Origin of the sequence: Pseudomonas sp. VD-NE ins (assembly GCF_031882575.1) — a bacterium.
In the GTDB taxonomy this organism is placed as follows: domain Bacteria; phylum Pseudomonadota; class Gammaproteobacteria; order Pseudomonadales; family Pseudomonadaceae; genus Aquipseudomonas; species Aquipseudomonas fluorescens_BZ.
The window spans coordinates 2613389-2634762 of the sequence record NZ_CP134772.1 but is presented as its reverse complement, the minus strand read 5'-3'; the positions used below and the strand labels follow the sequence as shown (position 1 = coordinate 2634762).

At 60.0% G+C, this 21374-nt stretch carries 23 protein-coding genes; 14 read left to right on the top strand and 9 right to left on the bottom strand.

Features of this window, described 5'->3' with window-relative positions:
* Window positions 1-176: 176 nt before the first annotated feature.
* A complete protein-coding gene (locus RMV17_RS11620; protein ID WP_311886589.1) occupies window positions 177-1571 on the bottom strand; it encodes an FAD/NAD(P)-binding protein in 1395 nt (464 codons plus the stop codon).
* A complete protein-coding gene (locus RMV17_RS11615; RefSeq protein ID WP_311886588.1) occupies window positions 1571-2134 on the bottom strand; it encodes an XRE family transcriptional regulator in 564 nt (187 codons plus the stop codon). The genes RMV17_RS11620 and RMV17_RS11615 overlap by 1 nt, the downstream gene beginning before the upstream one ends.
* An 85-nt stretch (window positions 2135-2219) precedes the next feature.
* On the opposite strand from RMV17_RS11615, the gene RMV17_RS11610 reads away from it, so the two are divergent.
* The 7 genes from RMV17_RS11610 to RMV17_RS11580 all read left to right on the top strand — a co-directional run bounded on the left by RMV17_RS11610 (window position 2220) and on the right by RMV17_RS11580 (window position 9459).
* Window positions 2220-3155, top strand: coding sequence for a DMT family transporter (locus RMV17_RS11610; protein ID WP_034152415.1), 936 nt, complete (start codon window positions 2220-2222; stop codon window positions 3153-3155).
* A gap of 246 nt (window positions 3156-3401) precedes the next feature.
* Complete coding sequence (locus RMV17_RS11605) at window positions 3402-6320, top strand: monovalent cation/H+ antiporter subunit A (protein WP_311886587.1); 2919 nt, start codon at window positions 3402-3404, stop codon at window positions 6318-6320.
* Window positions 6320-6664 carry a Na+/H+ antiporter subunit C gene (locus RMV17_RS11600; RefSeq protein WP_007910763.1) on the top strand — a complete coding sequence of 115 codons (345 nt, stop codon included), beginning with the start codon at window positions 6320-6322 and terminating at the stop codon, window positions 6662-6664. The genes RMV17_RS11605 and RMV17_RS11600 overlap by 1 nt, the downstream gene beginning before the upstream one ends.
* A complete protein-coding gene (locus RMV17_RS11595) occupies window positions 6661-8340 on the top strand; it encodes a monovalent cation/H+ antiporter subunit D (RefSeq protein ID WP_108226423.1) in 1680 nt (559 codons plus the stop codon). Before RMV17_RS11600 ends, RMV17_RS11595 begins: the two co-directional genes overlap by 4 nt.
* On the top strand, window positions 8337-8825 hold the full coding sequence (locus RMV17_RS11590) for a Na+/H+ antiporter subunit E (RefSeq protein WP_311886586.1): 489 nt from the start codon (window positions 8337-8339) through the stop codon (window positions 8823-8825). The genes RMV17_RS11595 and RMV17_RS11590 overlap by 4 nt, the downstream gene beginning before the upstream one ends.
* Window positions 8822-9100: a K+/H+ antiporter subunit F gene (locus RMV17_RS11585; protein ID WP_007910754.1), complete on the top strand. Its 279-nt coding sequence runs from the start codon at window positions 8822-8824 to the stop codon at window positions 9098-9100. Before RMV17_RS11590 ends, RMV17_RS11585 begins: the two co-directional genes overlap by 4 nt.
* Entirely contained in the window at window positions 9097-9459 is a 363-nt protein-coding gene (locus RMV17_RS11580; RefSeq protein WP_016982998.1) for a Na+/H+ antiporter subunit G, read from the top strand. Before RMV17_RS11585 ends, RMV17_RS11580 begins: the two co-directional genes overlap by 4 nt.
* 160 nt (window positions 9460-9619) lie before the next feature.
* Here the strand turns inward: RMV17_RS11580 and RMV17_RS11575 are convergent, their stop codons facing one another.
* On the bottom strand, window positions 9620-10060 hold the full coding sequence (locus tag RMV17_RS11575; protein ID WP_311886585.1) for a DUF3995 domain-containing protein: 441 nt from the start codon (window positions 10058-10060) through the stop codon (window positions 9620-9622).
* A 94-nt stretch (window positions 10061-10154) separates the two neighbouring features.
* Between RMV17_RS11575 and RMV17_RS11570 the strand changes: the two genes are divergently transcribed.
* Together RMV17_RS11570 and RMV17_RS11565 are read left to right on the top strand one after the other, a co-directional pair.
* A complete protein-coding gene (locus RMV17_RS11570) occupies window positions 10155-10544 on the top strand; it encodes a DUF2946 domain-containing protein (RefSeq protein WP_311886584.1) in 390 nt (129 codons plus the stop codon).
* A gap of 92 nt (window positions 10545-10636) precedes the next feature.
* Window positions 10637-12769: a TonB-dependent receptor gene (locus RMV17_RS11565; protein ID WP_311886583.1), complete on the top strand. Its 2133-nt coding sequence runs from the start codon at window positions 10637-10639 to the stop codon at window positions 12767-12769.
* A gap of 116 nt (window positions 12770-12885) precedes the next feature.
* Here RMV17_RS11565 and RMV17_RS11560 read toward each other — a convergent pair whose 3' ends face one another.
* The 3 genes from RMV17_RS11560 to RMV17_RS11550 form a co-directional block, all read right to left on the bottom strand.
* A complete protein-coding gene (locus RMV17_RS11560; RefSeq protein ID WP_311886582.1) occupies window positions 12886-13902 on the bottom strand; it encodes an ABC transporter substrate-binding protein in 1017 nt (338 codons plus the stop codon).
* A 127-nt stretch (window positions 13903-14029) separates the two neighbouring features.
* Window positions 14030-14227, bottom strand: a complete 198-nt coding sequence (locus tag RMV17_RS11555; protein ID WP_311886581.1) for a hypothetical protein — start codon at window positions 14225-14227, stop codon at window positions 14030-14032.
* Entirely contained in the window at window positions 14224-14694 is a 471-nt protein-coding gene (locus RMV17_RS11550; protein ID WP_034152901.1) for a hypothetical protein, read from the bottom strand. The genes RMV17_RS11555 and RMV17_RS11550 overlap by 4 nt, the downstream gene beginning before the upstream one ends.
* A gap of 400 nt (window positions 14695-15094) precedes the next feature.
* Between RMV17_RS11550 and RMV17_RS11545 the strand changes: the two genes are divergently transcribed.
* Together RMV17_RS11545 and RMV17_RS11540 are read left to right on the top strand one after the other, a co-directional pair.
* On the top strand, window positions 15095-15346 hold the full coding sequence (locus RMV17_RS11545; RefSeq protein ID WP_034152424.1) for a hypothetical protein: 252 nt from the start codon (window positions 15095-15097) through the stop codon (window positions 15344-15346).
* 48 nt (window positions 15347-15394) lie between these two features.
* Window positions 15395-15631 (top strand): DUF2789 family protein, encoded by a 237-nt coding sequence (locus RMV17_RS11540; RefSeq protein WP_311886580.1) that lies wholly within the window; start codon window positions 15395-15397, stop codon window positions 15629-15631.
* Between the two features lie 6 nt (window positions 15632-15637).
* Here RMV17_RS11540 and RMV17_RS11535 read toward each other — a convergent pair whose 3' ends face one another.
* The 3 genes from RMV17_RS11535 to RMV17_RS11525 form a co-directional block, all read right to left on the bottom strand.
* A complete protein-coding gene (locus tag RMV17_RS11535; protein ID WP_034152426.1) occupies window positions 15638-15841 on the bottom strand; it encodes a hypothetical protein in 204 nt (67 codons plus the stop codon).
* Window positions 15842-15954: 113 nt separating this feature from the next.
* The gene (locus RMV17_RS11530; protein WP_409373132.1) at window positions 15955-17178 is read right to left on the bottom strand and encodes a methyl-accepting chemotaxis protein; all 1224 of its coding nucleotides are present in this window, start codon (window positions 17176-17178) and stop codon (window positions 15955-15957) included.
* A 609-nt stretch (window positions 17179-17787) separates the two neighbouring features.
* Complete coding sequence (locus RMV17_RS11525; protein WP_003225981.1) at window positions 17788-18192, bottom strand: TraR/DksA family transcriptional regulator; 405 nt, start codon at window positions 18190-18192, stop codon at window positions 17788-17790.
* A 402-nt stretch (window positions 18193-18594) separates the two neighbouring features.
* Between RMV17_RS11525 and RMV17_RS11520 the strand changes: the two genes are divergently transcribed.
* From RMV17_RS11520 to RMV17_RS11510, 3 genes are all read left to right on the top strand, one after another.
* Window positions 18595-19503, top strand: coding sequence for a MurR/RpiR family transcriptional regulator (locus RMV17_RS11520; protein WP_311886578.1), 909 nt, complete (start codon window positions 18595-18597; stop codon window positions 19501-19503).
* Window positions 19504-19564: 61 nt separating this feature from the next.
* The gene (locus RMV17_RS11515) at window positions 19565-20170 is read left to right on the top strand and encodes a glutathione S-transferase (protein WP_007910713.1); all 606 of its coding nucleotides are present in this window, start codon (window positions 19565-19567) and stop codon (window positions 20168-20170) included.
* A 2-nt stretch (window positions 20171-20172) separates the two neighbouring features.
* A complete protein-coding gene (locus RMV17_RS11510) occupies window positions 20173-21279 on the top strand; it encodes a DNA alkylation repair protein (protein ID WP_311886577.1) in 1107 nt (368 codons plus the stop codon).
* The last annotated feature ends 95 nt before the right edge of the window (window positions 21280-21374 follow it).

The following is a 21374-nucleotide window of genomic DNA, read 5'->3' as shown; positions in this document are numbered from 1 at the left end:
GCTGGCTTGCCAGCGATAGCGGTCTTCCAGTCAACAGAGATGTTGAAACAGATGACCCCTTCGCGAGCAAGCTCGCTCCCACAGGTTCTGTGGCGTGGCACAAATGGTATTTGCAACCTGAATCTCCTGTGGGAGCGAGCCTGCTCGCGAAGAGGTCCGAAAGAACACCATCAACCTCATCCCACCAACCGCCCCGCCAACGCCTTGGCCTGCAACGCCACATCCGTCACCGCCGTACTCTCCCACCACATCCCGCGCAATGGCGGTCCCAATGCAAACAACCGGCTAGCCGCAAGCCCCTCGGCATCCAGCACAGCGCCATCCACCGCCGCCGCGATTCCCAACGCCAACGGTCCCGGTTGCACCAGACCCCGCGCCAGCACCTGTTGCGGCAACGGTCGCGCAACTCGGCGCCAGTCGTATTCGATACCACTGGAATTGATCAACGCGGCGCCCTGCACCACGCAGGTTTGCGACTCACCACGACGTCGAATGCGAATGCTGACGCCATCTTCAGGGCTCGGCTCAAGCCCTTTGAACGAAGCTGCCTGAATACGCAATCGCCCTTCTTTATAAAGACGCTCAACCAGCGCCGCACTCAACGGCGGCGAACGGTGATGATGACTTTCCCACCACGGCCGTACATGCCGTACGAATTGTCGACGCTGCCTGTCAGTCGCCTGACTCCACAACCGAGCGATGTGTACCCGAACCGTATCCAGCGGTGCCTGCCAATCGATGCCTTGCGCAATGGCTGCCTGGCATTGCCGACGCAATTCGCGCAATAACTGCCGCGGCGTGCGAATACTGTGATCTTCGCCGAGAAAATCCACCCATGCCGGCGGTTGTCGGCGCACATGGGGCAACAAACCATGCCGCGAAAACACTTCGATCGGCCCGCGATGCCCGGCCTGCTCCAGCGACACCACGGCATCGACCATGGTCAGGCCGGAGCCGATGATCAGCACCGTCGATTGCGGATCGAGCTGGCGCATGGCCGCGACATCCCAAGGATCGAGCGCGGCGGCGTTGAGGCCACTGGAGGCCTTCTGCGGGGTTCGCGCGGCAGGGAACATTCCAGTCGCCAGTACCGCGAAGCCACCGCGCAGTGCCTGACCATTGCTCAGCGTGAGCTGCACCGAATCGGCACCGACTTGCAGATTGACGGCTTCCGCACGAATGTGCTCAACGCTTGAGCCATTCAGCGCCCCGACTCTGCGCGCCTCGGCCAGACGCTGCTGCACATACACGCCAAACAATCCGCGTGGCGGAAACAGTTCGCTGATCGACACCTTCTGTTCGGCAGACTCCGGCCAGCCGCCACCGGCAATGTACTCGGTGAGCCATTGCGTCAGGTCATCCGGATTATCCGGATCGACGCTCATGCGTGCGGCGTTGCCATTGAGTGTGTGACCCAGTTCGACCGCGCTGTACGCCTCGCCCCGTCCCAGTTCCGCACGCGGTTCAATGATCAGGACCTTGCGCCGGCCAGGCAGACGCAACAATTGCACCGCCAGCATCGTACCGCTGAGGCCACCGCCGATAATCAGGATGTCTGCACTCTGACTCATCAAATCACCACATTACGCACAAACCGCGCCGCCACGTCCCCATCATTGCGATAGGAGTGCGGTTGATTGCTGGCAAACATGAAGAACTCGCCTGTGCCGATGTGCTGCGGCTGCTCGCCGAGCATCAGCGTCAGGCAACCCTCAAAGACGAAAATCTGCTCGCTCCAGCCCTCGGCATCCGCTTGCGACGGGTAGACCTCGCCCGGTTGCAGACACCATTCCCATTGCTCGACTTCGCGAGTGGCGGTGGCTTTGGAGAGCAGCACCGCTTTACTGCCCGGGATCGTGCCCGCCCAAGCCACCTCGTTGATGCGGCTCGGATCGCGGGCATCCGGCGCCTGGATCAGATCGCTGAACGCGACGTCGAGCGCTTCAGCAACGCGATCAAGAGTGGTCAGGCTGACATTTTTCTCGCCCGCCTCGATCGCCACCAGCATGCGCCGGCTGACCCCGGACTTTTCTGCCAGCGCGGTCTGGCTCATATCGGCGGCATGCCGTAGACGCCGCACATTCAAGCTGACGTGTTGCAGGACGGACGCCCGTTGCGTTGAATCTTTGTGCACTATATTGCTCACTCGGTGAGGTTGGGCAGTATACTGCGCAACGTTGGTCGCATTGTGCGGCCTCCTTTTTATAGTGCGCAAGGTCATGACGTCGCAGAACAGCTCCCCCACTCCCCTCCGTTTCTCTCGCTTCAGCAAAGCCGAGTGCGTGCTGGTACTGATCACCATGATCTGGGGCGGTACTTTCCTGCTGGTTCAGCATGCGATGACCGTCAGCGGCCCGATGTTCTTCGTCGGCCTGCGCTTCGCCGCTGCAGCGGCTATCGTCGCACTGTTCTCATGGCGCCATCTGCGCGAACTGACCCTGTTCGAATTGAAGGCGGGCGCCTTCATCGGCGTGGCGATCATGCTCGGTTACGGCTTGCAGACGGTCGGGTTGCAAACCATTCCGAGCAGTCAGTCGGCGTTCATTACCGCCTTATATGTGCCCTTCGTGCCGTTGCTGCAATGGCTGGTGCTGGGGCGGCGGCCGGGGCTGATGCCGAGCATCGGCATCATGCTGGCGTTTACCGGGTTGATGTTGTTGTCCGGGCCGTCCGGCGCGGCGCTGAATTTCAGTCCGGGCGAAATTGCCACATTGATCAGTGCCATCGCCATAGCCGCCGAGATCATTCTGATCAGCACCTATGCCGGTCAGGTCGATGTGCGCCGAGTGACCGTTGTGCAACTGGCAACCACCTCCGTGCTGTCGTTCCTGTTGGTGGTGCCGACCGGGGAAATGATTCCGGACTTTTCCTGGACCCTGCTGGTGACCGCGCTGGGGTTGGGCGCAGCGAGTGCAGCGATTCAGGTGGCGATGAACTGGGCGCAGAAGAGTGTTTCGCCAACCCGGGCGACGTTGATCTATGCGGGCGAGCCGGTATGGGCAGGGATCGTCGGGCGGATTGCCGGGGAACGGTTGCCGGCAATTGCGCTGGTGGGCGCGGGGTTGATTGTCGCGGCGGTGATTGTCAGTGAGTTGAAGACCAAGGGTAAGGCTGCCCCAGCAGACGTTGAGCTGGAGCGGGAAACTCAGGGCTAATCCGCAACATCTTCAGCGTCTGCCCCAACGCTTTCGCGAGCAGGCTCGCTCCCACATTCTGAAAAACATTCCAATGTGGGAGCGAGCCTGCTCGCGAAAGGGCCATCTGCCACGACATCACTGCCCTGAAACAATGCCAAACAGAAAATTCCAGACTACTTTGTAGGATTCTGAGACATCCTGGCGTTTGGTGATCGGGGAGCTGGCACGTATGATGCTTCACAAACTTCCGCAGATTAGAAGCCTATGTCCCTGATAGTTCTACTGCTTCTGCCATTCATTGGCAGCTGTCTGGCAGCGGTGCTGCCACACAACGCGCGTAATACCGAATCCCTGTTGGCAGGCCTGGTCGCTTTGATCGGCACCGTCCAGGTCGCGATGTTGTACCCGCAAATTGCCCACGGCGGCGTGATCCGCGAAGAGTTCATGTGGCTGCCCAGCCTCGGCCTGAACTTCGTTCTGCGCATGGACGGCTTCGCCTGGCTGTTCTCGATGCTGGTGCTCGGCATCGGTACGCTCGTCTCTCTCTATGCCCGTTATTACATGTCGCCGGACGATCCGGTGCCGCGTTTCTTCGCGTTTTTTCTGGCGTTCATGGGCGCCATGCTCGGTCTGGTGATCTCCGGCAACCTGATCCAGATCGTGTTTTTCTGGGAGCTGACCAGCCTCTTCTCGTTCCTGCTGATCGGCTACTGGCACCACCGCGCCGACGCCCGTCGCGGCGCGTACATGGCGCTGATGGTCACCGGTGCCGGCGGGTTATGCCTGCTGGCGGGGGTCATGATTCTCGGCCATGTCGTCGGCAGCTATGACCTCGACAAGGTCCTGGCCGCCGGCGACTTGATTCGTGCACACGCCCTCTACCCTATTCTTTTACCCCTCATTCTCATCGGCGCGCTCAGCAAAAGCGCGCAGTTCCCTTTCCATTTCTGGCTGCCCCACGCGATGGCGGCGCCGACACCGGTTTCGGCTTATCTGCATTCGGCGACCATGGTCAAGGCCGGGGTTTTCCTGCTTGCACGTCTGTGGCCGTCGCTGTCAGGCAGTGAAGAATGGTTCTACATCGTCAGTGGGGCCGGCGCGTGTACGCTGTTGCTCGGCGCGTACTGCGCGATGTTCCAGAACGATCTCAAAGGTCTGCTGGCCTACTCGACTATCAGCCACCTCGGCCTGATCACTTTGCTGCTGGGCCTGAACAGCCCGCTGGCGGCTGTGGCGGCGGTGTTCCACATCCTCAACCACGCGACGTTCAAGGCTTCGCTGTTCATGGCCGCTGGCATCATCGACCACGAAAGCGGCACCCGCGATATCCGCAAACTCAGCGGCCTGATCAAACTGATTCCATTCACCGCGACGCTGGCCATGGTTGCCAGCGCCTCGATGGCCGGCGTGCCGTTGCTCAACGGCTTCCTGTCGAAAGAGATGTTCTTCGCCGAAACCGTGTTCATCAACGCCACGGCGTGGGTCGAAGCGGCGCTGCCGATTGTCGCGACCATCGCCGGTACGTTCAGCGTTGCCTACTCCCTGCGTTTCACCGTCGATGTGTTCTTCGGTCCACCGGCCACCGACCTGCCGCACACCCCGCACGAGCCACCGCGCTGGATGCGTGCGCCGGTCGAGTTGCTGGTGTTCACTTGCTTGCTGGTGGGGATTTTCCCGGCGCAGATCGTCGGTCCATTGCTCGCGGCAGCGGCATTGCCCGTCGTCGGCGGCGAATTGCCGGAATACAGCCTGGCGATCTGGCACGGTCTGAACGCACCGATGATCATGAGCCTGATCGCCATGTCCGGCGGCATCATCGTCTATCTGTTGCTACGCAATCAGCTCAAGCGCGGGCGCTTCAAATACCCGCCGCTGGTGGGTCGCTTCAACGGCAAGCGCCTGTTTGAACGCAGCCTGGTGGTCATGATGCGCCTGGCCCGACGCCTGGAGCGGCGACTCGGCACCAAGCGTCTGCAAATGCAATTGTTCCTGATGGTGTTGGCGGCTGTGCTCGCCGGCCTGATCCCGATGCTGCATAGCAGCCTGAGCTGGGGCGACCGGCCGAAGATTCCCGGCTCGATCGTCTTTGTGACCCTGTGGCTGCTGGCGATTGCCTGCGCCCTCGGCGCCGCGTGGCAGGCCAAGTATCACCGTCTCGCCGCACTGACCATGGTCAGCGTCTGCGGGTTGATGACCTGCGTAACTTTCGTCTGGTTCTCCGCGCCCGACCTGGCCCTGACGCAACTGGCAGTCGAAGTGGTCACCACCGTGCTGATCCTGCTTGGCCTGCGCTGGTTGCCACGTCGTATCGAAGAAGTCTCGCCACTGCCGAGCAGCCTGCGCAAGGCACGCATTCGCCGCCTGCGCGACTTGCTGCTGTCGATTGCCGTCGGTGGCGGCATGGCGCTGCTGTCCTACGCCATGCTCACGCGGCAGACGCCGAACGATATCTCCTCGTTCTACCTCAGCCGCGCCATGCCCGAGGGCGGCGGCAGCAACGTGGTCAACGTGATGCTGGTGGATTTCCGTGGCTTCGACACCCTTGGCGAAATCACCGTGCTAGTCGCGGTGGCGCTGACCGTGTTCGCCCTGCTGCGGCGCTTCCGCCCGCCGAAAGAAAGCCTGCAACTGCCCGCCCAGCAACGCTTGCTGGCACCTGACGTGGTCACCGATCTGGTCAACCCGCGTTCGGCCAGCGATACCGCGCTCGGTTTCATGATGGTGCCGGCGGTGCTGGTGCGCCTGCTGCTGCCGATTGCGCTGGTGGTGTCGTTCTACCTGTTCATGCGCGGGCACAACCAGCCGGGCGGAGGTTTCGTCGCCGGTCTGGTGATGTCGGTGGCGTTCATCCTGCAATACATGGTCGCCGGCACGCAGTGGGTCGAGGCGCAGATGAGCCTGCGGCCGCTGCGCTGGATGGGCACCGGGTTGCTGTTCGCCACCGCTACCGGCCTGGGCGCGATGCTGGCCGGCTATCCGTTCCTGACCACGCACACCTGGCATTTCACCTTGCCAGTGCTCGGTGACATCCATGTCGCCAGCGCTTTGTTCTTCGACATTGGCGTGTACGGCGTGGTGGTCGGTTCGACGCTGCTGATCCTCACCGCCCTCGCCCACCAATCGGTGCGGGGTCACAAAACCGCATCGCTGCCCAAGTCCGTCGCCACCAAGGGAGCCGTCTGATGGAAGAAGTCATCGCAATCGCCATCGGCGTACTCGCCGCGTCCGGCGTCTGGCTGATCCTGCGGCCACGGACGTTCCAGGTGGTCATGGGCCTGTGTCTGCTGTCGTACGGCGTCAACCTGTTCATCTTCAGTATGGGCAGCCTGTTCATCGGCAAGGAGCCGGTGATCAAGGACGGCGTCACCCAGGATTTGCTGCATTACACCGACCCGCTGCCACAGGCACTGGTACTCACCGCGATCGTCATCAGTTTCGCCATGACCGCGTTGTTCCTCGTCGTGCTGCTCGCCTCGCGCGGCCTGACCGGCACCGACCACGTCGACGGCCGGGAGCCTAAAGAATGATGGCGATGACTCACCTGATCGCCGCACCGATTCTGCTGCCGCTGCTGACCGCCGCCATCATGCTGATGCTCGGTGAACGGCACCGGCCGCTGAAGGCGAAAATCAACCTGTTCTCCAGCCTCGTCGGCCTGTTCATTTCGGTGCTGTTGCTGCACTGGACGCAAACCACGGGCGTGCCCGGTTCCATTGGCGTGTACCTGCCGGGCAACTGGCAGGCGCCGTTCGGCATTGTGCTGGTGGTCGATCGCCTGTCAGCGCTGATGCTGGTGCTGACCGGAATCATCGGCGTCAGCGCCCTGCTGTTTGCCATGGCCCGCTGGGACGGCGCCGGTTCAAGCTTCCACGCGCTGTTCCAGATTCAGTTGATGGGCCTGTACGGCGCGTTCCTGACGGCGGATCTGTTCAACCTCTTCGTGTTCTTCGAAGTGTTGCTCGCCGCGTCCTATGGCCTGTTGCTGCACGGATCGGGTCGGGCGCGGGTCTCGTCGGGGCTGCATTACATCTCGATCAACCTGCTTGCCTCGTCGCTGTTTCTGATTGGCGCGGCTCTGATCTACGGTGTCACCGGCACGCTGAACATGGCCGATCTGGCGCTGAAGATTCCGCTGGTGCCGGAAGCCGACCGGGGCTTGCTGCACGCCGGTGCTGGCATTCTCGCGGTAGCGTTCCTGGCGAAGGCCGGCATGTGGCCGCTGAACTTCTGGCTGGTCCCGGCCTACTCCTCGGCCAGTGCGCCGGTGGCGGCGATGTTCGCGATCATGACCAAGGTCGGCGTGTACACGTTGCTGCGCCTGTGGACCCTCCTGTTCTCAGGGCAGGCCGGAGCGTCGGCATTCTTCGGTGGCGACTGGCTGATCTACGGCGGTATGGCAACCATGGCCTGCGCGGCATTGGCGATTCTCGCCGCACAACGCCTGGAGCGCATGGCCAGTCTGAGCATTCTGGTGTCGGCGGGGATTCTGCTGTCGGCGATCGGGTTTGCCCAACCGAACCTGATCGGCGCGGCACTTTTCTATCTGGTCAGTTCGACGCTGGCATTGAGCGCGCTGTTCCTGCTGGCCGAGTTGATCGAGCGCTCGCGTTCGGCCAACGAGATCCCGCTGGAAGACGAAAGCGAACTGCTGCCGCGTCCGCAGGAATCCCTGCAACCGCCCAAAGGCATCAACCTTGATGACGAGCAGAAAGCCGTGGTCGGTCAGGTCATCCCGTGGACCATGGCGTTTCTCGGCCTGAGCTTCATTGCTTGCGCGCTGCTGATCATCGGCATGCCGCCGCTGTCTGGTTTCATCGGCAAACTCAGCCTGATTGGCGCCTTGCTCAACCCGTTGGGCCTGGGCACTGGCGCACCAATCTCCAACGCGGCATGGGCGCTGCTCGCGCTGCTGATCCTCACCGGGCTGACATCGTTGATGGCGTTCTCACGCCTCGGCATCCAGCGCTTCTGGACCCCGGAGGAGCGCCCTTCGCCGCTGCTGCGCAAACTCGAATGCGCGCCGATCTTCCTGTTGTTGGGGCTGAGCATCGTCCTGACTTTCAAGGCTGAACCCCTGTTGCGTTACACCCAGGCCACCGCTGATGCGCTGAACAATCCGCAGCAATACGTGATGGCGGTGCTCGGCACCCGTGCCGTGCCGAGCCCGGAGGCCAAATCGGCCATGCTGGAGGTGCAGCCATGAAACGTGTGTTTCCTGCACCGTTGTTGTCGCTGGCGCTGTGCGCCTTGTGGCTGACCCTGAACCTGTCGGTCAGCCCGGGCAACCTGCTGCTCGGCGCAATATTGGGTTTTGCTGCGCCGCTGATGATGCGCAAACTGCGCCCGAAACAAGTGCGCATTCGCCGTCCAGGAACGATTCTGCGTCTGTTCCTGCTCGTGGGCCGTGACGTGGTGACGTCCAACCTGACCGTCGCGTGGGGCGTACTCAACGCGGGTCGCCGCCCTCCGCGCTCGGGTTTTGTCAAAGTCCCGCTGGACTTGCGCGATGCCCACGGCCTGGCGACTCTGGCGATGATCTGCACGGTGGTGCCCGGCACGGTTTGGTCGGAGCTGTCGCTGGATCGCAGCATTCTGTTGCTGCACGTCTGGGATCTGGATGACGAAGCGCAGTTCATCGAGCACTTCAAGAGCACCTACGAGCGGCCGTTGATGGAGATTTTCGAATGAGCCCATTACTGTCGAACGCGATTCTGCTGACGCTGTTCCTGTTCTCGCTGGCGATGGTGCTGACCCTGGTGCGCCTGTTCAAAGGCCCGTCGGCGCAGGATCGGGTATTGGCGCTGGACTACCTGTACATCGTCGCCATGCTGATGATGCTGACCCTGGGTATTCGTTATTCCAGTGACACTTACTTCGAAGCGGCGCTGCTGATTGCGCTGTTCGGTTTCGTCGGCTCGTTTGCCCTGGCGAAATTCCTGCTGCGTGGCGAGGTGATCGAATGAATGCTGAATTGTCGCTGTGGGTCGAGATTCCGGTGGCGATCCTGCTGGTACTCAGCGGTCTGTTTGCGTTGATCGGCGCGATCGGATTGTTGCGCATGAAGGATTACTTTCAGCGCATGCACCCGCCGGCGCTGGCTTCGACGCTGGGCGCGTGGTGTGTGGCACTAGCGTCGATCATCTGTTTTTCGGCGCTGAAGTCCGGGCCAGTCATACACGCCTGGCTGATTCCGATTTTGCTGGCGATTACCGTACCGGTGACTACATTGCTGCTGGCGCGGGCGGCGTTGTTCCGCAAGCGCATGGCTGGGGATGATGTGCCGGCAGAGGTCAGTAGCCGCCGCACCGAAAGCGGTAGCTGATTCCGAATCCTTGTGGTGTTGGTGCTGGCCTCATCGCTGGCAAGCCAGCTCCCACAGGGTTTTAGGTGGAACCCGGTATTTGTCTACACCCACAATCACTGTGGGAGCTGGCTTGCCAGCGATGAGGCCAGTTCAGCAACCACAAAAATCCGATCTGCTCTCAGACCCAAGCCACCGCCAACAACCCCGCCCCCAGCACCGCACACAACGGCGAATACACCCAGGTGTCCAGTCGCGCAAACCGCGAATCCTTCACTTCCTTGAAGAACCCGACCAGATGCGAATCACCAATCGCCCGGGCAAACATCAACAGCGCAATCGCGCTGATCACCCATTGCAACGCCTTGTGCGTCACCGCCGGCATTCCCCAGCCCACCCGCATACACACCAACGCAGCAATCACCAGCAATGCCGCTGCCACGATCAACGTGAGCCAGCCTGACGGCTTGAACGCCGGCCGCACCGTTGCGACAAAACCGCGCACTGGCACCTGCGGCACCACCACCGCTGCCGCCCACTGTCCACCCAGCGCCCAATACACGTGCATCAAGGCGATCACCGCGAAAGTAGTCACCAGCCATTGAGCCAACACAAAGGTCATGGTTGAAATCCTTGGAAAGGGATTTGAACAAATCATCCTAGTCGGATTTTTTTCAAGTGCACGACCGATCAGCGGTACGGTAAAGTGCCGCCCCATGAAATTCTCCCGTTCCGATCGCTCACTGCTGGCCTGGATGCTCTATTGCTGCGTCCTGTTCAACGTGTTCGCCAGCAGCATCGGTCACGGACAAATGGTCGGCATGCAGCTCAACGGTATCGGTGGCCAGTTCTGTACCGTCGACCCGGCCACCCAAGCGCCGCTCGCCAGCAACCCCACCGAAGAACAACTGCCAACGCTGTCCAAAGCGTTTGGCTGCCCGCTGTGCTCGGTTGGCGGCGGCATGGGCCCAGCGTTCAACTCCAGCCTGACCCTGGCGATCCTGCCGGAACAACACAGCCCACCGCTGGCACCGATCGTCAGTGCCGACCTCCCTGCCCGCTTCACCTGGCCTTCGGCCAACCCTCGTGCCCCTCCGATCGCCTGAATGTCCCTGCCTTTTTGATTTGTCAGCCCACTGCGCCAACGCGCGGCGTTCGCCTGTGCGCTGACTCCTAGACAAGCATTCAGGATTCAATGATGAAACAACTCACTTTGCTGGCGAGCCTGTGCGGCTGCCTGTCCGTCAACGTCTGGGCGCAATCCACCGTGGATCTGGCGCCGATCACCATCGACGGCGAGTCCGGCGCAGAACCGGGCTTGAGCCTCGACCAGTCCAGCGGCATGGCCTCGCGACTCGGTTTGAGCGTGCGTGATACGCCGGCGTCGGTAGCCATCGCCAATCGCAACGACATCGAACGTCACGGCGTACAGAACTTCCAGGACGCCGCCAACACTTTGCCCGGGGTCAACGCCAGCGCTCCGCCGGGTTTTGGTGGATTCGTTTCCTATCGCGGTTTCACCAGTAGCCAGATCACCCAGATGTTCAACGGCGTCAACGTTTCCGGTGGCCTCGCCCGTCCTGTCGATTCGTGGATCTACGACCGAGTGGAATTGGTCGGCGGCCCGTCATCGCTGATCAACGGCGCGGGCTCCGTCGGCGGATCACTCAACTACGTGACCAAACTGGCCACCCGCGATGAACAAGCTGTTGAAGGCCGGGTCAGCTACGGCACTTACGACACCACTGAAACCGCGTTCGGCCTTAACCATGCCCTGACCGACCCAAGCGCCGACGTCCAGCACTACGCGCGACTCGACGTCAGCCACAACACCAGCAACGGCTACATCGACCGCCAGGAGCGCGATGCCTGGAGCGTGGCGTTCTCGCTGCTCAGCGATCTAACGCCCGACCTGTCGCACACGTTGGCGCTGGAGTATCAGGACGAGCACGAAGACAGTCCTTACTGGGGCACGCCCGTGCTCAATCCCAAGGCCGGCGAGTTGAAGATCGATAAACACAACCGCTTCAACAACTACAACGTCGAGGACGGTCGTTACGAGCAGCGAACGATCTGGGTACGCTCGATCATCGATTACCGCATCAACGACAGCACCACTCTGCGCAACACGCTGTATCACCTCGACAGCCAGCGCGATTACCGCAACCTCGAAACCTACCAGTACAACGCCGACAACACGGCGGTGAATCGCTCCACCGCGTATCAGGTGCGCCATCAGGGCGAGCAGAATGGCAACCAGTTCGAACTGCGCCACGACAACACGCTGTTCGGTCTCGAGACGACGTGGTCGGGTGGCTTTGAATACAAGGTCAACCAGACCACCAACTCGCCGCTGAACATCAAAGGTGCGAGCACGGTAGACCCGAACAACTTCCGTCCGGGGCATTTCTACGACATTCCCGGCACCAACCCCAAACTGGTCAGCGACAAGACCAACGAGGTCACAACCAAGGCACTGTTTGTGGAAAACCGTTTTGCGTTGACCGACAAACTGTCGCTGCTCACGGGCCTGCGCTATGACGACATTGATCTCGACGTGACCAACCATCGCACTGTAACCGCCGCTAACCCCAAGCACTTCAAGCGCAGTTGGGAGCCAGTCACCGGACGCGCCGGCCTGACCTACCAGTTCATTCCGTCGGCCAGCGTCTACGTGCAATACAGCACCGCCGCCGAGCAACCGAATGGCACGCAGGATTTCGACGTCTCCACCGGCAAGCAGTGGGAGATTGGTAGCAAATTCGATTATCTGAATGGACGCGGCTCGGCGACGATTGCCGCTTACACGATCGAGCGAAAAGACTTCGCGGTGACCGACCCGCTAGATCCGGCCGGCAGTATTCCGGTCGGTCAACAGACGTCGAAAGGGGTGGAAATCGCCAGTTCATTGCGCATCACTGACAAGTTGCTAGCCGAAGGCAACTTCGCCTGGGTCGACGCACAGTACGATGACTTCACCGAAAAGAATGCCGCCGGTGTGGTGGTCTCGCGCAAAGGCAACACGCCGACCAACGTGCCGGATCGCGTTGGCAATCTGTGGCTGACTTATGATTTTTCGCCGCAATGGCAAGGTGGGGTAGATGCGCGATATGTGGCGTCGGTGTATGCGGACACGGCCAACACCATGACCGTGCCGTCGTACACATTGTTCGGCAGCTTTCTCAGCTACAAGGTTGATTCGCATACCACCGTCACCGGGCGCGTGCGTAACCTGACCAATGAGGTGTATGCCGAGTTTGCGCATGTTTCGCCGGCGTATTACCTCGGAACACCGCGCACCTTCGAACTGGCGGTGCAGACGAAGTTTTAAAAGCATCGCGGGCAAGCCCGCTCCCACAGTGTTTTGCGTCGTACATAAAATTTGCATTCGACGAAAATACCTGTGGGAGCGGGCTTGCCCGCGATGAGGCCACCAGCCTCAACCCTTTATTTCAGATCAGCCGAAACCTTCTCCGCCACATCCTTCGGCAACCAGGCCTGCCACACATCCGGGTGGGCCTTCATGAACGCCACCGCCGCATCACGCGGCGCGGTGTGCTTCTCGCTCATGTCCGCCAACGCCTTGTTCAACGGCTCGATCGGAAAATCCACTTTGCTGAAAAACTCGGCAATCTGCGGATACTGTTTCTGAAACGGCGTCGAAACACCAATCGACAGCTTCGAAGCCAGCGACCGGGTCGGTTTTGGATTGGGATTATCGGCATCAGTCAGCGTCTTCCACGCCTCGGCATCAAACGGCGGCTCTTCCAGTTGCACCAGTTTGAATTTGCCCAGCAGCGGCGTCGGTGACCAGTAGTAAAACAAGACTGGCTTACCGCGACGAATCGATGAGCTGATCTCGGCATCCAGCGCCGCACCCGAACCACTGCGGAAATTGGTGTAGTCGTCCTGCAGCCCGTAAGCCGTCAGCTTCTGCTTGTTGACCACTTCCGAGGTCCAGCCGATCGGGCTGTTGAGAAACCGCCCCTTGCTCGGGGCTTCCGGATCCTTGAACACGTCCTTGTACTTTTTCAGATCACTGACGCTGCGCAGATCCGGTGCCAGCGGCTTGATGCCTTTGGCCGGGTCACCCTTGATCACGTACTCCGGCACCCACCAACCCTCGGTAGCGCCCTTGACCGTATCACCGAGACTGACGACTTTGCCTTCGGCCTCGGCCTTGACCCACACCGGACTGCGCCCCGCCCACTCCTCGCCAATGACCTGAATGTCATTGTTGGCCAATGCGGTTTCCAGCGTGATGGTGGTGCCAGGCAAGGTGTCGGTCGGCAAGCCGTAGCCCTTCTCGACGATGATCCGCAGCACATCGGTAATCAGGCTGCCGCTTTCCCAGTTCAGGTCGGCAAAATGGATCGGCGCCTCGGCGGCCATCACCGATTGCGCTGATGTCAGCAAACCGAACGTGGCCACGCTGGCGGCCAATAACCGTCGAAATCCGTTCATGCATTGCACCTCGTGCTGTTCACAGCAATGGCAGGATGGCCTGACAGAAGACCGCAAGCCTCTGAATACTCAGTCAACTGACTGTAGCCGAGGTTCCTGCTTTTTCCGGGACATGCCCCGGACGAGGTTATGAATCAGACTTTTCCTGCAGGCTTTGCAGCTCACGTCTGACCATGCTGGCGTACTCCGCAGGACGCAGTGCGTAGATATGCGCAGCCAGCCAATTCAGCCAGGCGCCTTGCAGTTCGGCCTTGGCGGCGAATAAACGCCGAGCCTCCTCGCGTGCAGTGTCGAGGTTCTGCGCATGGAAATCCGCGCGGCTCACTCGCTGGCCTTGAACGTCACCAGTTCGCCCTTGCGCCACTTGGCGGCTTTGGCGGTCACGGCTTTCAGCGTTTTGGTCAGGCCTTCCTGCAATTGCTGGTTGGCGGCAAACACGGTCACCACGCTGTGGCCTTCCTTGAACAGGATCGCGTGCCCGTCAGCGGTCTCAACGAAGGCGTAATCGCCCAGCCCATAAACCGTGAGTTTGATTTCGCGAAAACGGATATCCATCTTGCCGCCTTCGCGGCTGGGCAAGACCGATGCACTGAAATGATCGCCGACCTTGAGCTTGAGCCCCGGTTTGTCATCGACCACCAAGGCGCTTTCGGTGTCGATCTCGGCCACGTAAATGCCTTCGGCGTTCTGCTCGGTGATGTAAACAAAACGCGACTGGAACAGCTTGACCAGCTTTGCACGCAAATCACCCAGCACGAACAAAGCATGCATATCGAGATTACTGACTGCCAAAGAAACATCCCCACATCTGAAAAAACCGCACGCGGAAAACGCGCACGGCAAATAAACGGCCAAGCCGATGTCACTGCCAAATAAATCAATAAAGCCCGAATCGAGCAGAGTGCTCATTCAACGCGAGGTTGCTAAGACTACTGGATTGTCACTCGCGAAACTCATCCCGATGTCGCCAAAACTTGAAGGAAAAATCCTCAACGTCGGCAAGAGCAGTCTGACTACGAACTTTAGGGAAAATTCTCACGAAAAAAAGCACTTTTCCGACATATCGCTGGCGAAAAATTGCTTTAGATAAGCCCTGTCGTCAACAGGTACTGGCGATTCTAGAGCAGCGATGCTCATTCCGACTACCCGAAACGGCCTGTAAATATCGGCCAACTGATGAAAAGGACTTCACATGTGCACTCGGACCCACTTTGCCATGACTGCTGACGCCCGGATCGAATCGCCGCTGATCCTGCATGTCAGCGCCATCAACGAGCACTGGCCACGCTTTCAAGTCGTGCCGGCCGGCAACGCTTTCTTCCACATCAAGGAAACCTCGACCGGGCGTGTAAGAGGTTTCCGCGAAGATCACAACGAAGCCTGTGCTCTCGCCCGTTCACTTGAGTCTAAGATCGAACTCCTGGCGAGCGGTTGCCTCAGATAAAGAGAGAGATCGACCGCGCCATACCGGCGCCCACCGAAGGAGTACACGATGGAACTGCCAGCATACGATTTGAAAACCCTGTTCGATCAACTGGGGCTGCCTTCAGAAGGCACAGCAATCGACGATTTCATCGAAGCGCATCCACTGGCTGCCGACGTTAAACTGATCGACGCCGACTTCTGGTCACCGCAACAGGCGCAATTGCTTAAGGAATGGTTAACGGCTGACGGTGAAGAAGCGGTCATGGTCGATGAACTGAATGTACGCCTGCATCGCGGCAAGTAATCCTGATCAGTGCAGGCTGTCACTTGGCTTGGCGTGCAACTGCGCGAGCCACGCAGCCTTGCACTCTTCCGCTTCGTCGCGACTGGCAAAAGCGGTGCCGCGACGCTCGCCATTGAGCAGCACTACCCAGCAAACGCTGCGACCCATTGCGCGCAAACCGGCGGGCACGCCACTGCCAATCATTACGGCAACATCCACTCTGCACTGCATGCAGCTCTCCCGAAATCATTAGCAACCTAACTAAGTGGTCAGATTAATGGTTTCTTTCGAGCAGAAACAGCAAGCTCCATGCACAGATTCATTGCACCGGCAGTAACAATCCCTCAGCGCGGACTTTCCGGTTTATAGCCCAGGCGCAAACCACCCCAGTGCTGACCCTTGATCATGATCGGCACCGAAAGGTCATGCATCAGCTCACCGGTGTCGCGGGTGTAGGTCTGCAACAGCACCGGTTGCTGATGGCTCCCGCAGCGAATACCGGTGCGATCAGCGAACTTGCGTTTGGTGCGATTGTTCACAGCGTCGACCTGCGCATCGCCAGTCAACGGCTGGCTGAACAACTGATTGTGCGTCGGTACATAACCCTGCTGCGTGCAGGCGATGGCAAACACCAGCCCCTCGTGACGCGGCAACAATGGCTCCTGAATCGCCGGCAGCACCTGATCGGTGTAACGGTCGAAACGGGTTTGAAACTTCGCCGGATGGGTATTCGGGATCGGCTGATACTGACGGTCGAACAGGTCTTCGAGGCTGATCCGGCCCTGCTCGAGATCCGCCTCGAACCGTGCAGCAATCTGGCTCGCGCCTTCGCGGGCCAGATCGTAGATGCGCTGGTGATAGTCATCCAGCCCGACTTCGGCCAAGCGTTCACTGATGGTTTCCGCCTGCCCTTCCATTTGCACGGCGGCTTCAGCGAGGCGGCGGGTCTGTTGGTCGCTGATCGCCAGGTCGCTGCGCATCTGCTCAATGGCTTTAAAAAGACTGTCCAGTTGTTCGCGATTGGTTTCCGCGCCCTGGGCAATTTCACCAACCTGACTTTCCACCCCGGCAGCCAATCGCGCAATGTTCTCCAGATGCTGGCCGGTGTGCTCGACCTGCTCGACACCGGTCTGCAGATCGCTCGACAGCTGGCGAATCTGCTCCACCACCTGCGCCGTGCGTTGCTGAATATCAGCGACCATCTCACCGACCTCACCGGTTGCCGAGGCCGTGCGCGCCGCCAATCCGCGAACCTCATCCGCCACCACCGCAAAACCGCGACCATGCTCACCGGCCCGCGCCGCTTCGATCGCCGCGTTCAATGCGAGCAGATTGGTCTGGCTGGCAATCGACTGAATCACCAGCGTCACGCGCTGAATATCGTCGCTGCGCAGGCTCAAGGCCTCAATCAATTCACGGCTGGCATTGGCGCGCTGACTGAGTTGATGCATGCGCGCGATCGAATCCACCAGTTCCGTGCGCCCCGCTGCGCTGCTGTGATGTGCCTGACTGGCCGCCTCAAGCGCTGCACGGCTGAGCTGCGAAGTCGCGTGTTCGGTCGCGATCATTACCTCAGCGTTGCTGACGATCCGCGCCGCCGCATCGAGTTGCGATTCGAGTTTGCTCGCCAGTTCCTTGACCGAAAACGCCACGCCCGCCGCCGACAAGGCGTTATGACTGGTGGTGTAGGAAAGGTCGCGGGTCAGTTCGGACATGGCGCTGCCAGGGTCGGCAGGCTGAACATCGGGGATAGCGCGGGAGCGCAGGCGCGGTAGCCAGACAATCAGCACCGCCAGCGGCATGCCGATGTACAGCGACCATTCGGCCAGGCTCATGCCGGCCAGCAACAGCATCAGGGCGATGCTTTGCAGGGTCGGAGCGATCCAGCGGTTTTTCGGCAAAAGCACTGGTGCAGGCAAAGCCCCAACCAGAGATCCATCTCTCGTCATATCAACACCCCACGCTTGTTCTCATTGTTGTGACTGCATTAAACGCCACTACAACGCCATTATCCATGGTCCGTTAGTCGTGGGGTCTGTGGCAGGTCAATGGAACGGCTCGGGCTTATTGCAGACGTGCAAAAACAAAGATCGCAGCCGCCAGCAACGCCCGTGTAGGAGCTGCCGAAGGCTGCGATCTTTTCAAGGCGCCCCTGGTGAAAGGGTCACCTCACAGAATCAGGCCTGACGCTGGTGCTTGTCGATCTGCTCGTGACGCTCTTGAGCTTCGATGCAGTACTTGGTGGTCGGGCTGATCAGCAGGCGCTTCAGGCCAATGGCCTCGCCGCTGTCGTCGCACCAGCCAAAGCTGTCTTCCTTGATGCGCTCAAGGGCTTGTTCCAGTTGCGGCAGCATGCGCTGGTCGCGATCGATCGCGTTCACCAGCCAAGTGCGCTCTTCTTCAACCGAAGCCGCGTCCGCCGGGTCAGCCGGGGTGTCCAGGCTTTCGATGGCGATACGATTTTGCTCAATGCGCTCGTGGGTTTCGACTTTCATGTTCTGCAACAGCTCAGTGAAGAAAGCGTGCTGCTCGGCATTCATGTAGTCATCTGCCGGCATGGCCAGCAACTTGTCCTTTGTCATTGATATCTCTATAAAAAAACGTGCATTAAGGCGAATTAGGGAGCGTTTCGGCGAACCGCGTGCGGTCGGCGAAAAGGCATCGTTTATTGCAAATGCCACCCGGCACTCAATTTACGAGGGGCGGCAGTCTAAGGCCCGATCGAGGCCTCAGCAACTGTAAATACAGGGAATTTGTCCGACAACGTCCGGAAACGGCTCTGACACAGCGTTCACACGGGCAATCGGAGTGCGTTTATAGCAAGAAATTCAGTCGAGCGGCTGTATATAGAAGACAAACGGCTAACCACCCAGCGTCCAGACGCAATTTTTTACCACGCACTGCATCGTTTCAGCAAAGCAGAACCGCAAAAGCCCCCCTACTATCAGGCGCACCGAGTGATCAACAAGCCTGAAGGATGACCTATGCCCCGCCCCGATCTGCCGGCCCCCGACGAGATTTCACTCGCCAGCCCCCCGATCAATGCCGAGCGCCTGCTGCAACTGATCACCGACGAATACGACGCCCTGCCGCGCCAGCTCAAACGCATCGCCAGCTACATCAGCCAGCAAAGCGACCGGATCATGGTCGACCGTATCAGCGACATCGCCCGCGAGTGCGAAGTCCACCCGTCCGCCATCGTGCGCTTCTCGCAACGCTTCGGTTTTAGCGGCTTCAGCGAAATGCAGGCGCTGTTCCGCAGCGCCTACACCCACAAAGCCTCGCCGGTACAAAACTACCAGCAACGCATCCGCAGCATGATCGCCAACCAATCGCAGCAAACCAGCGCCGGCGACCTCGCCCGCGAATGCATCGACGCCACCCGCTCCGGCATCGAACGCCTGGGCCGCGAACTCGTCGACACCGCGTTCGAAAAAGCCGTCGACCTCATCGTCAACGCCGACAACATTTATGTCGTCGGCGTGCGCCGCTCCTTCGCCGTCGCCGACTACCTCGTTTACAACTTGCAACACACTCAGAAAAAAATTCATCTGGTGTCCGGGCTGGGCGGCAGTTATCGCGAGCAAATGCGCAGCGTGCGCGCCAATGATCTGGTCATCGCCATCAGCTTCGTGCCCTACGCCAAGGAAACCCAACACTGCCTGCGCTTCGCCCGCCAGCAACAGGCCAACACCCTGATCCTCACCGACAGCCAGCTCTCACCACTGGCGAAACTCGCCCACAGCGTATTGCTGGTCAACGAAGGCAGCGCCCTCGCCTTTCGCTCGCTGAGTGCGACGCTGTGTTTGTGTCAGGCCTTGTTTGTGGCGGTGGCGTATCGGCTGGAACTGAATGTGGATGAGATTCACGAACAACCCGGCTTCGACGACTGACAATTGCCTCAACGTCGGCTAGGTTATGCCTTCCCACCGGTTTGACTTGAAGGAACGCGTCATGAAACTGATCGGCATGCTGGACTCCCCTTACGTGCGTCGCGTGGCGATCTCCGCCAAACGCTTAGGGATTGACCTCGAACACGAGTCAGTCTCGGTGTTCCGCCACTTCGAGCAATTCCAGCAGATCAACCCGGTGGTCAAAGCCCCCACGCTGATCCTCGACGACGGCGTGGTCCTGATGGACTCGACCCTCATCCTCGATTACCTCGAAGCCAGCTCCGGCAAAAGCCTGCTGCCGACCGACCTGAAACAACGCGCCCACGCCCTGCGCCTGATCGGCCTCAGCCTCGCCGCCTGCGAAAAAGCCGTGCAGCTTTATTACGAACGCAACCTGCGCCCGGCCGACATTCAATATCAACCGTGGGTCGAACGCGTCGAAGGCCAACTCGCCGCCGCCTTCACCGCCCTCGAGCAAGAACTGGAAAAAACCGGCCTGCCCACCGACGGCACCCTCACCCAGGCCGGCATCAGCCTCGCCGTCGCCTGGAGCTTCACCGGCCTCGTCGTCCCCGACCAGATCGACACCCGCCGCTACCCCCACATCGCCCAATACACCGCCTACGCCGAAACCCTCGAAGCGTTCGTCAGCACCCCGATGACCTGACCATGAGCACCACCGACACCGCCGCCCCGGCGCTAAAGGAAATCTTCAACGCCGAGCGCTTGCAACACATCGCCAGCGAAATGAGCGCCGTGTACCCGGCGTTCAAGGCAAAGGCGTTTCTCAAACACGCCCAGGACGGACTCGCTGACCTATCAGTGATGCAACGTATGGCGCGTGTCAGTGAAAGCCTGCACGCCGTGTTGCCACTGGATTACCAAGATTCCCTAGAAGTGCTTTTCGAACTCGCACCAAGGCTGAACAGCGGATTCGTCAGCATGTGCCTGCCGCATTACGTCGCGAGCTATGGCGGGCATGCGTTCGACACCTCCATGGATGCGCTGAAGTACTTCACCACCTTCGGCTCCTCCGAATTCGCCATCCGCCACTTTTTGCGCAGCGACCTGGAACGCTCGCTGGAATTGATGCACGACTGGAGCCGAGACGAGAACCACCACGTTCGACGACTCGCCAGCGAAGGCAGCCGCCCTCGCCTGCCGTGGTCGTTTCGGTTGGAAGCGGTGCAGGCCGATCCGCAGTTGGCCGCCGGGATACTCGATCGGTTGAAGGCGGATGAGAGTTTGTACGTGCGCAAGTCCGTGGCGAATCATTTGAATGATGTGACAAAGGTGCATCCGGAGTGGGTGTTGGACACGATTGAAGGTTGGTCGCTGGAGAACAAGCACACGGCGTGGATTGCGAAGCATGCGTTGCGGAGTTTGATTAAGCAGGGGGATTTAAGGGCGCTGACGGTGATTGGCGCCGGGGCGAAGGCTGAGGTTGAGTTGTTGGATGTGCGGGTTGAGCCGGCGGTGGTTAGGTTGGGAGAAGCGATTACATTGTCGTTTGTGGTGAAGTCGACGGTGGCGCATGAGCAGCGGTTGGTGATTGATTATGCGATTGACTATGTGAAGGCGAATGGTGGGGTTTCGGGGAAGGTTTTTAAGTTGAAGACTCTGGCGTTACCAGGATCTGGAAGCACCGTGGTCAAGCGCAAGCAGGTGATTAGTGATTTCACCACGCGTAAACACCATGTGGGGTGGCATGGCGTTCGGGTGATGGTGAATGGCCAAGTGTTGGCTAGTGCCGGGTTTGACATCGTCATAGGTTGACGGGGTTGAACGACTCTACTTCCTGAATTCCTTGTCCCCTCGCGGCTTTGCGGAGCCGCAAGGGCGTGTCCCTAGTGTTTAAACGGTGAGGCCGC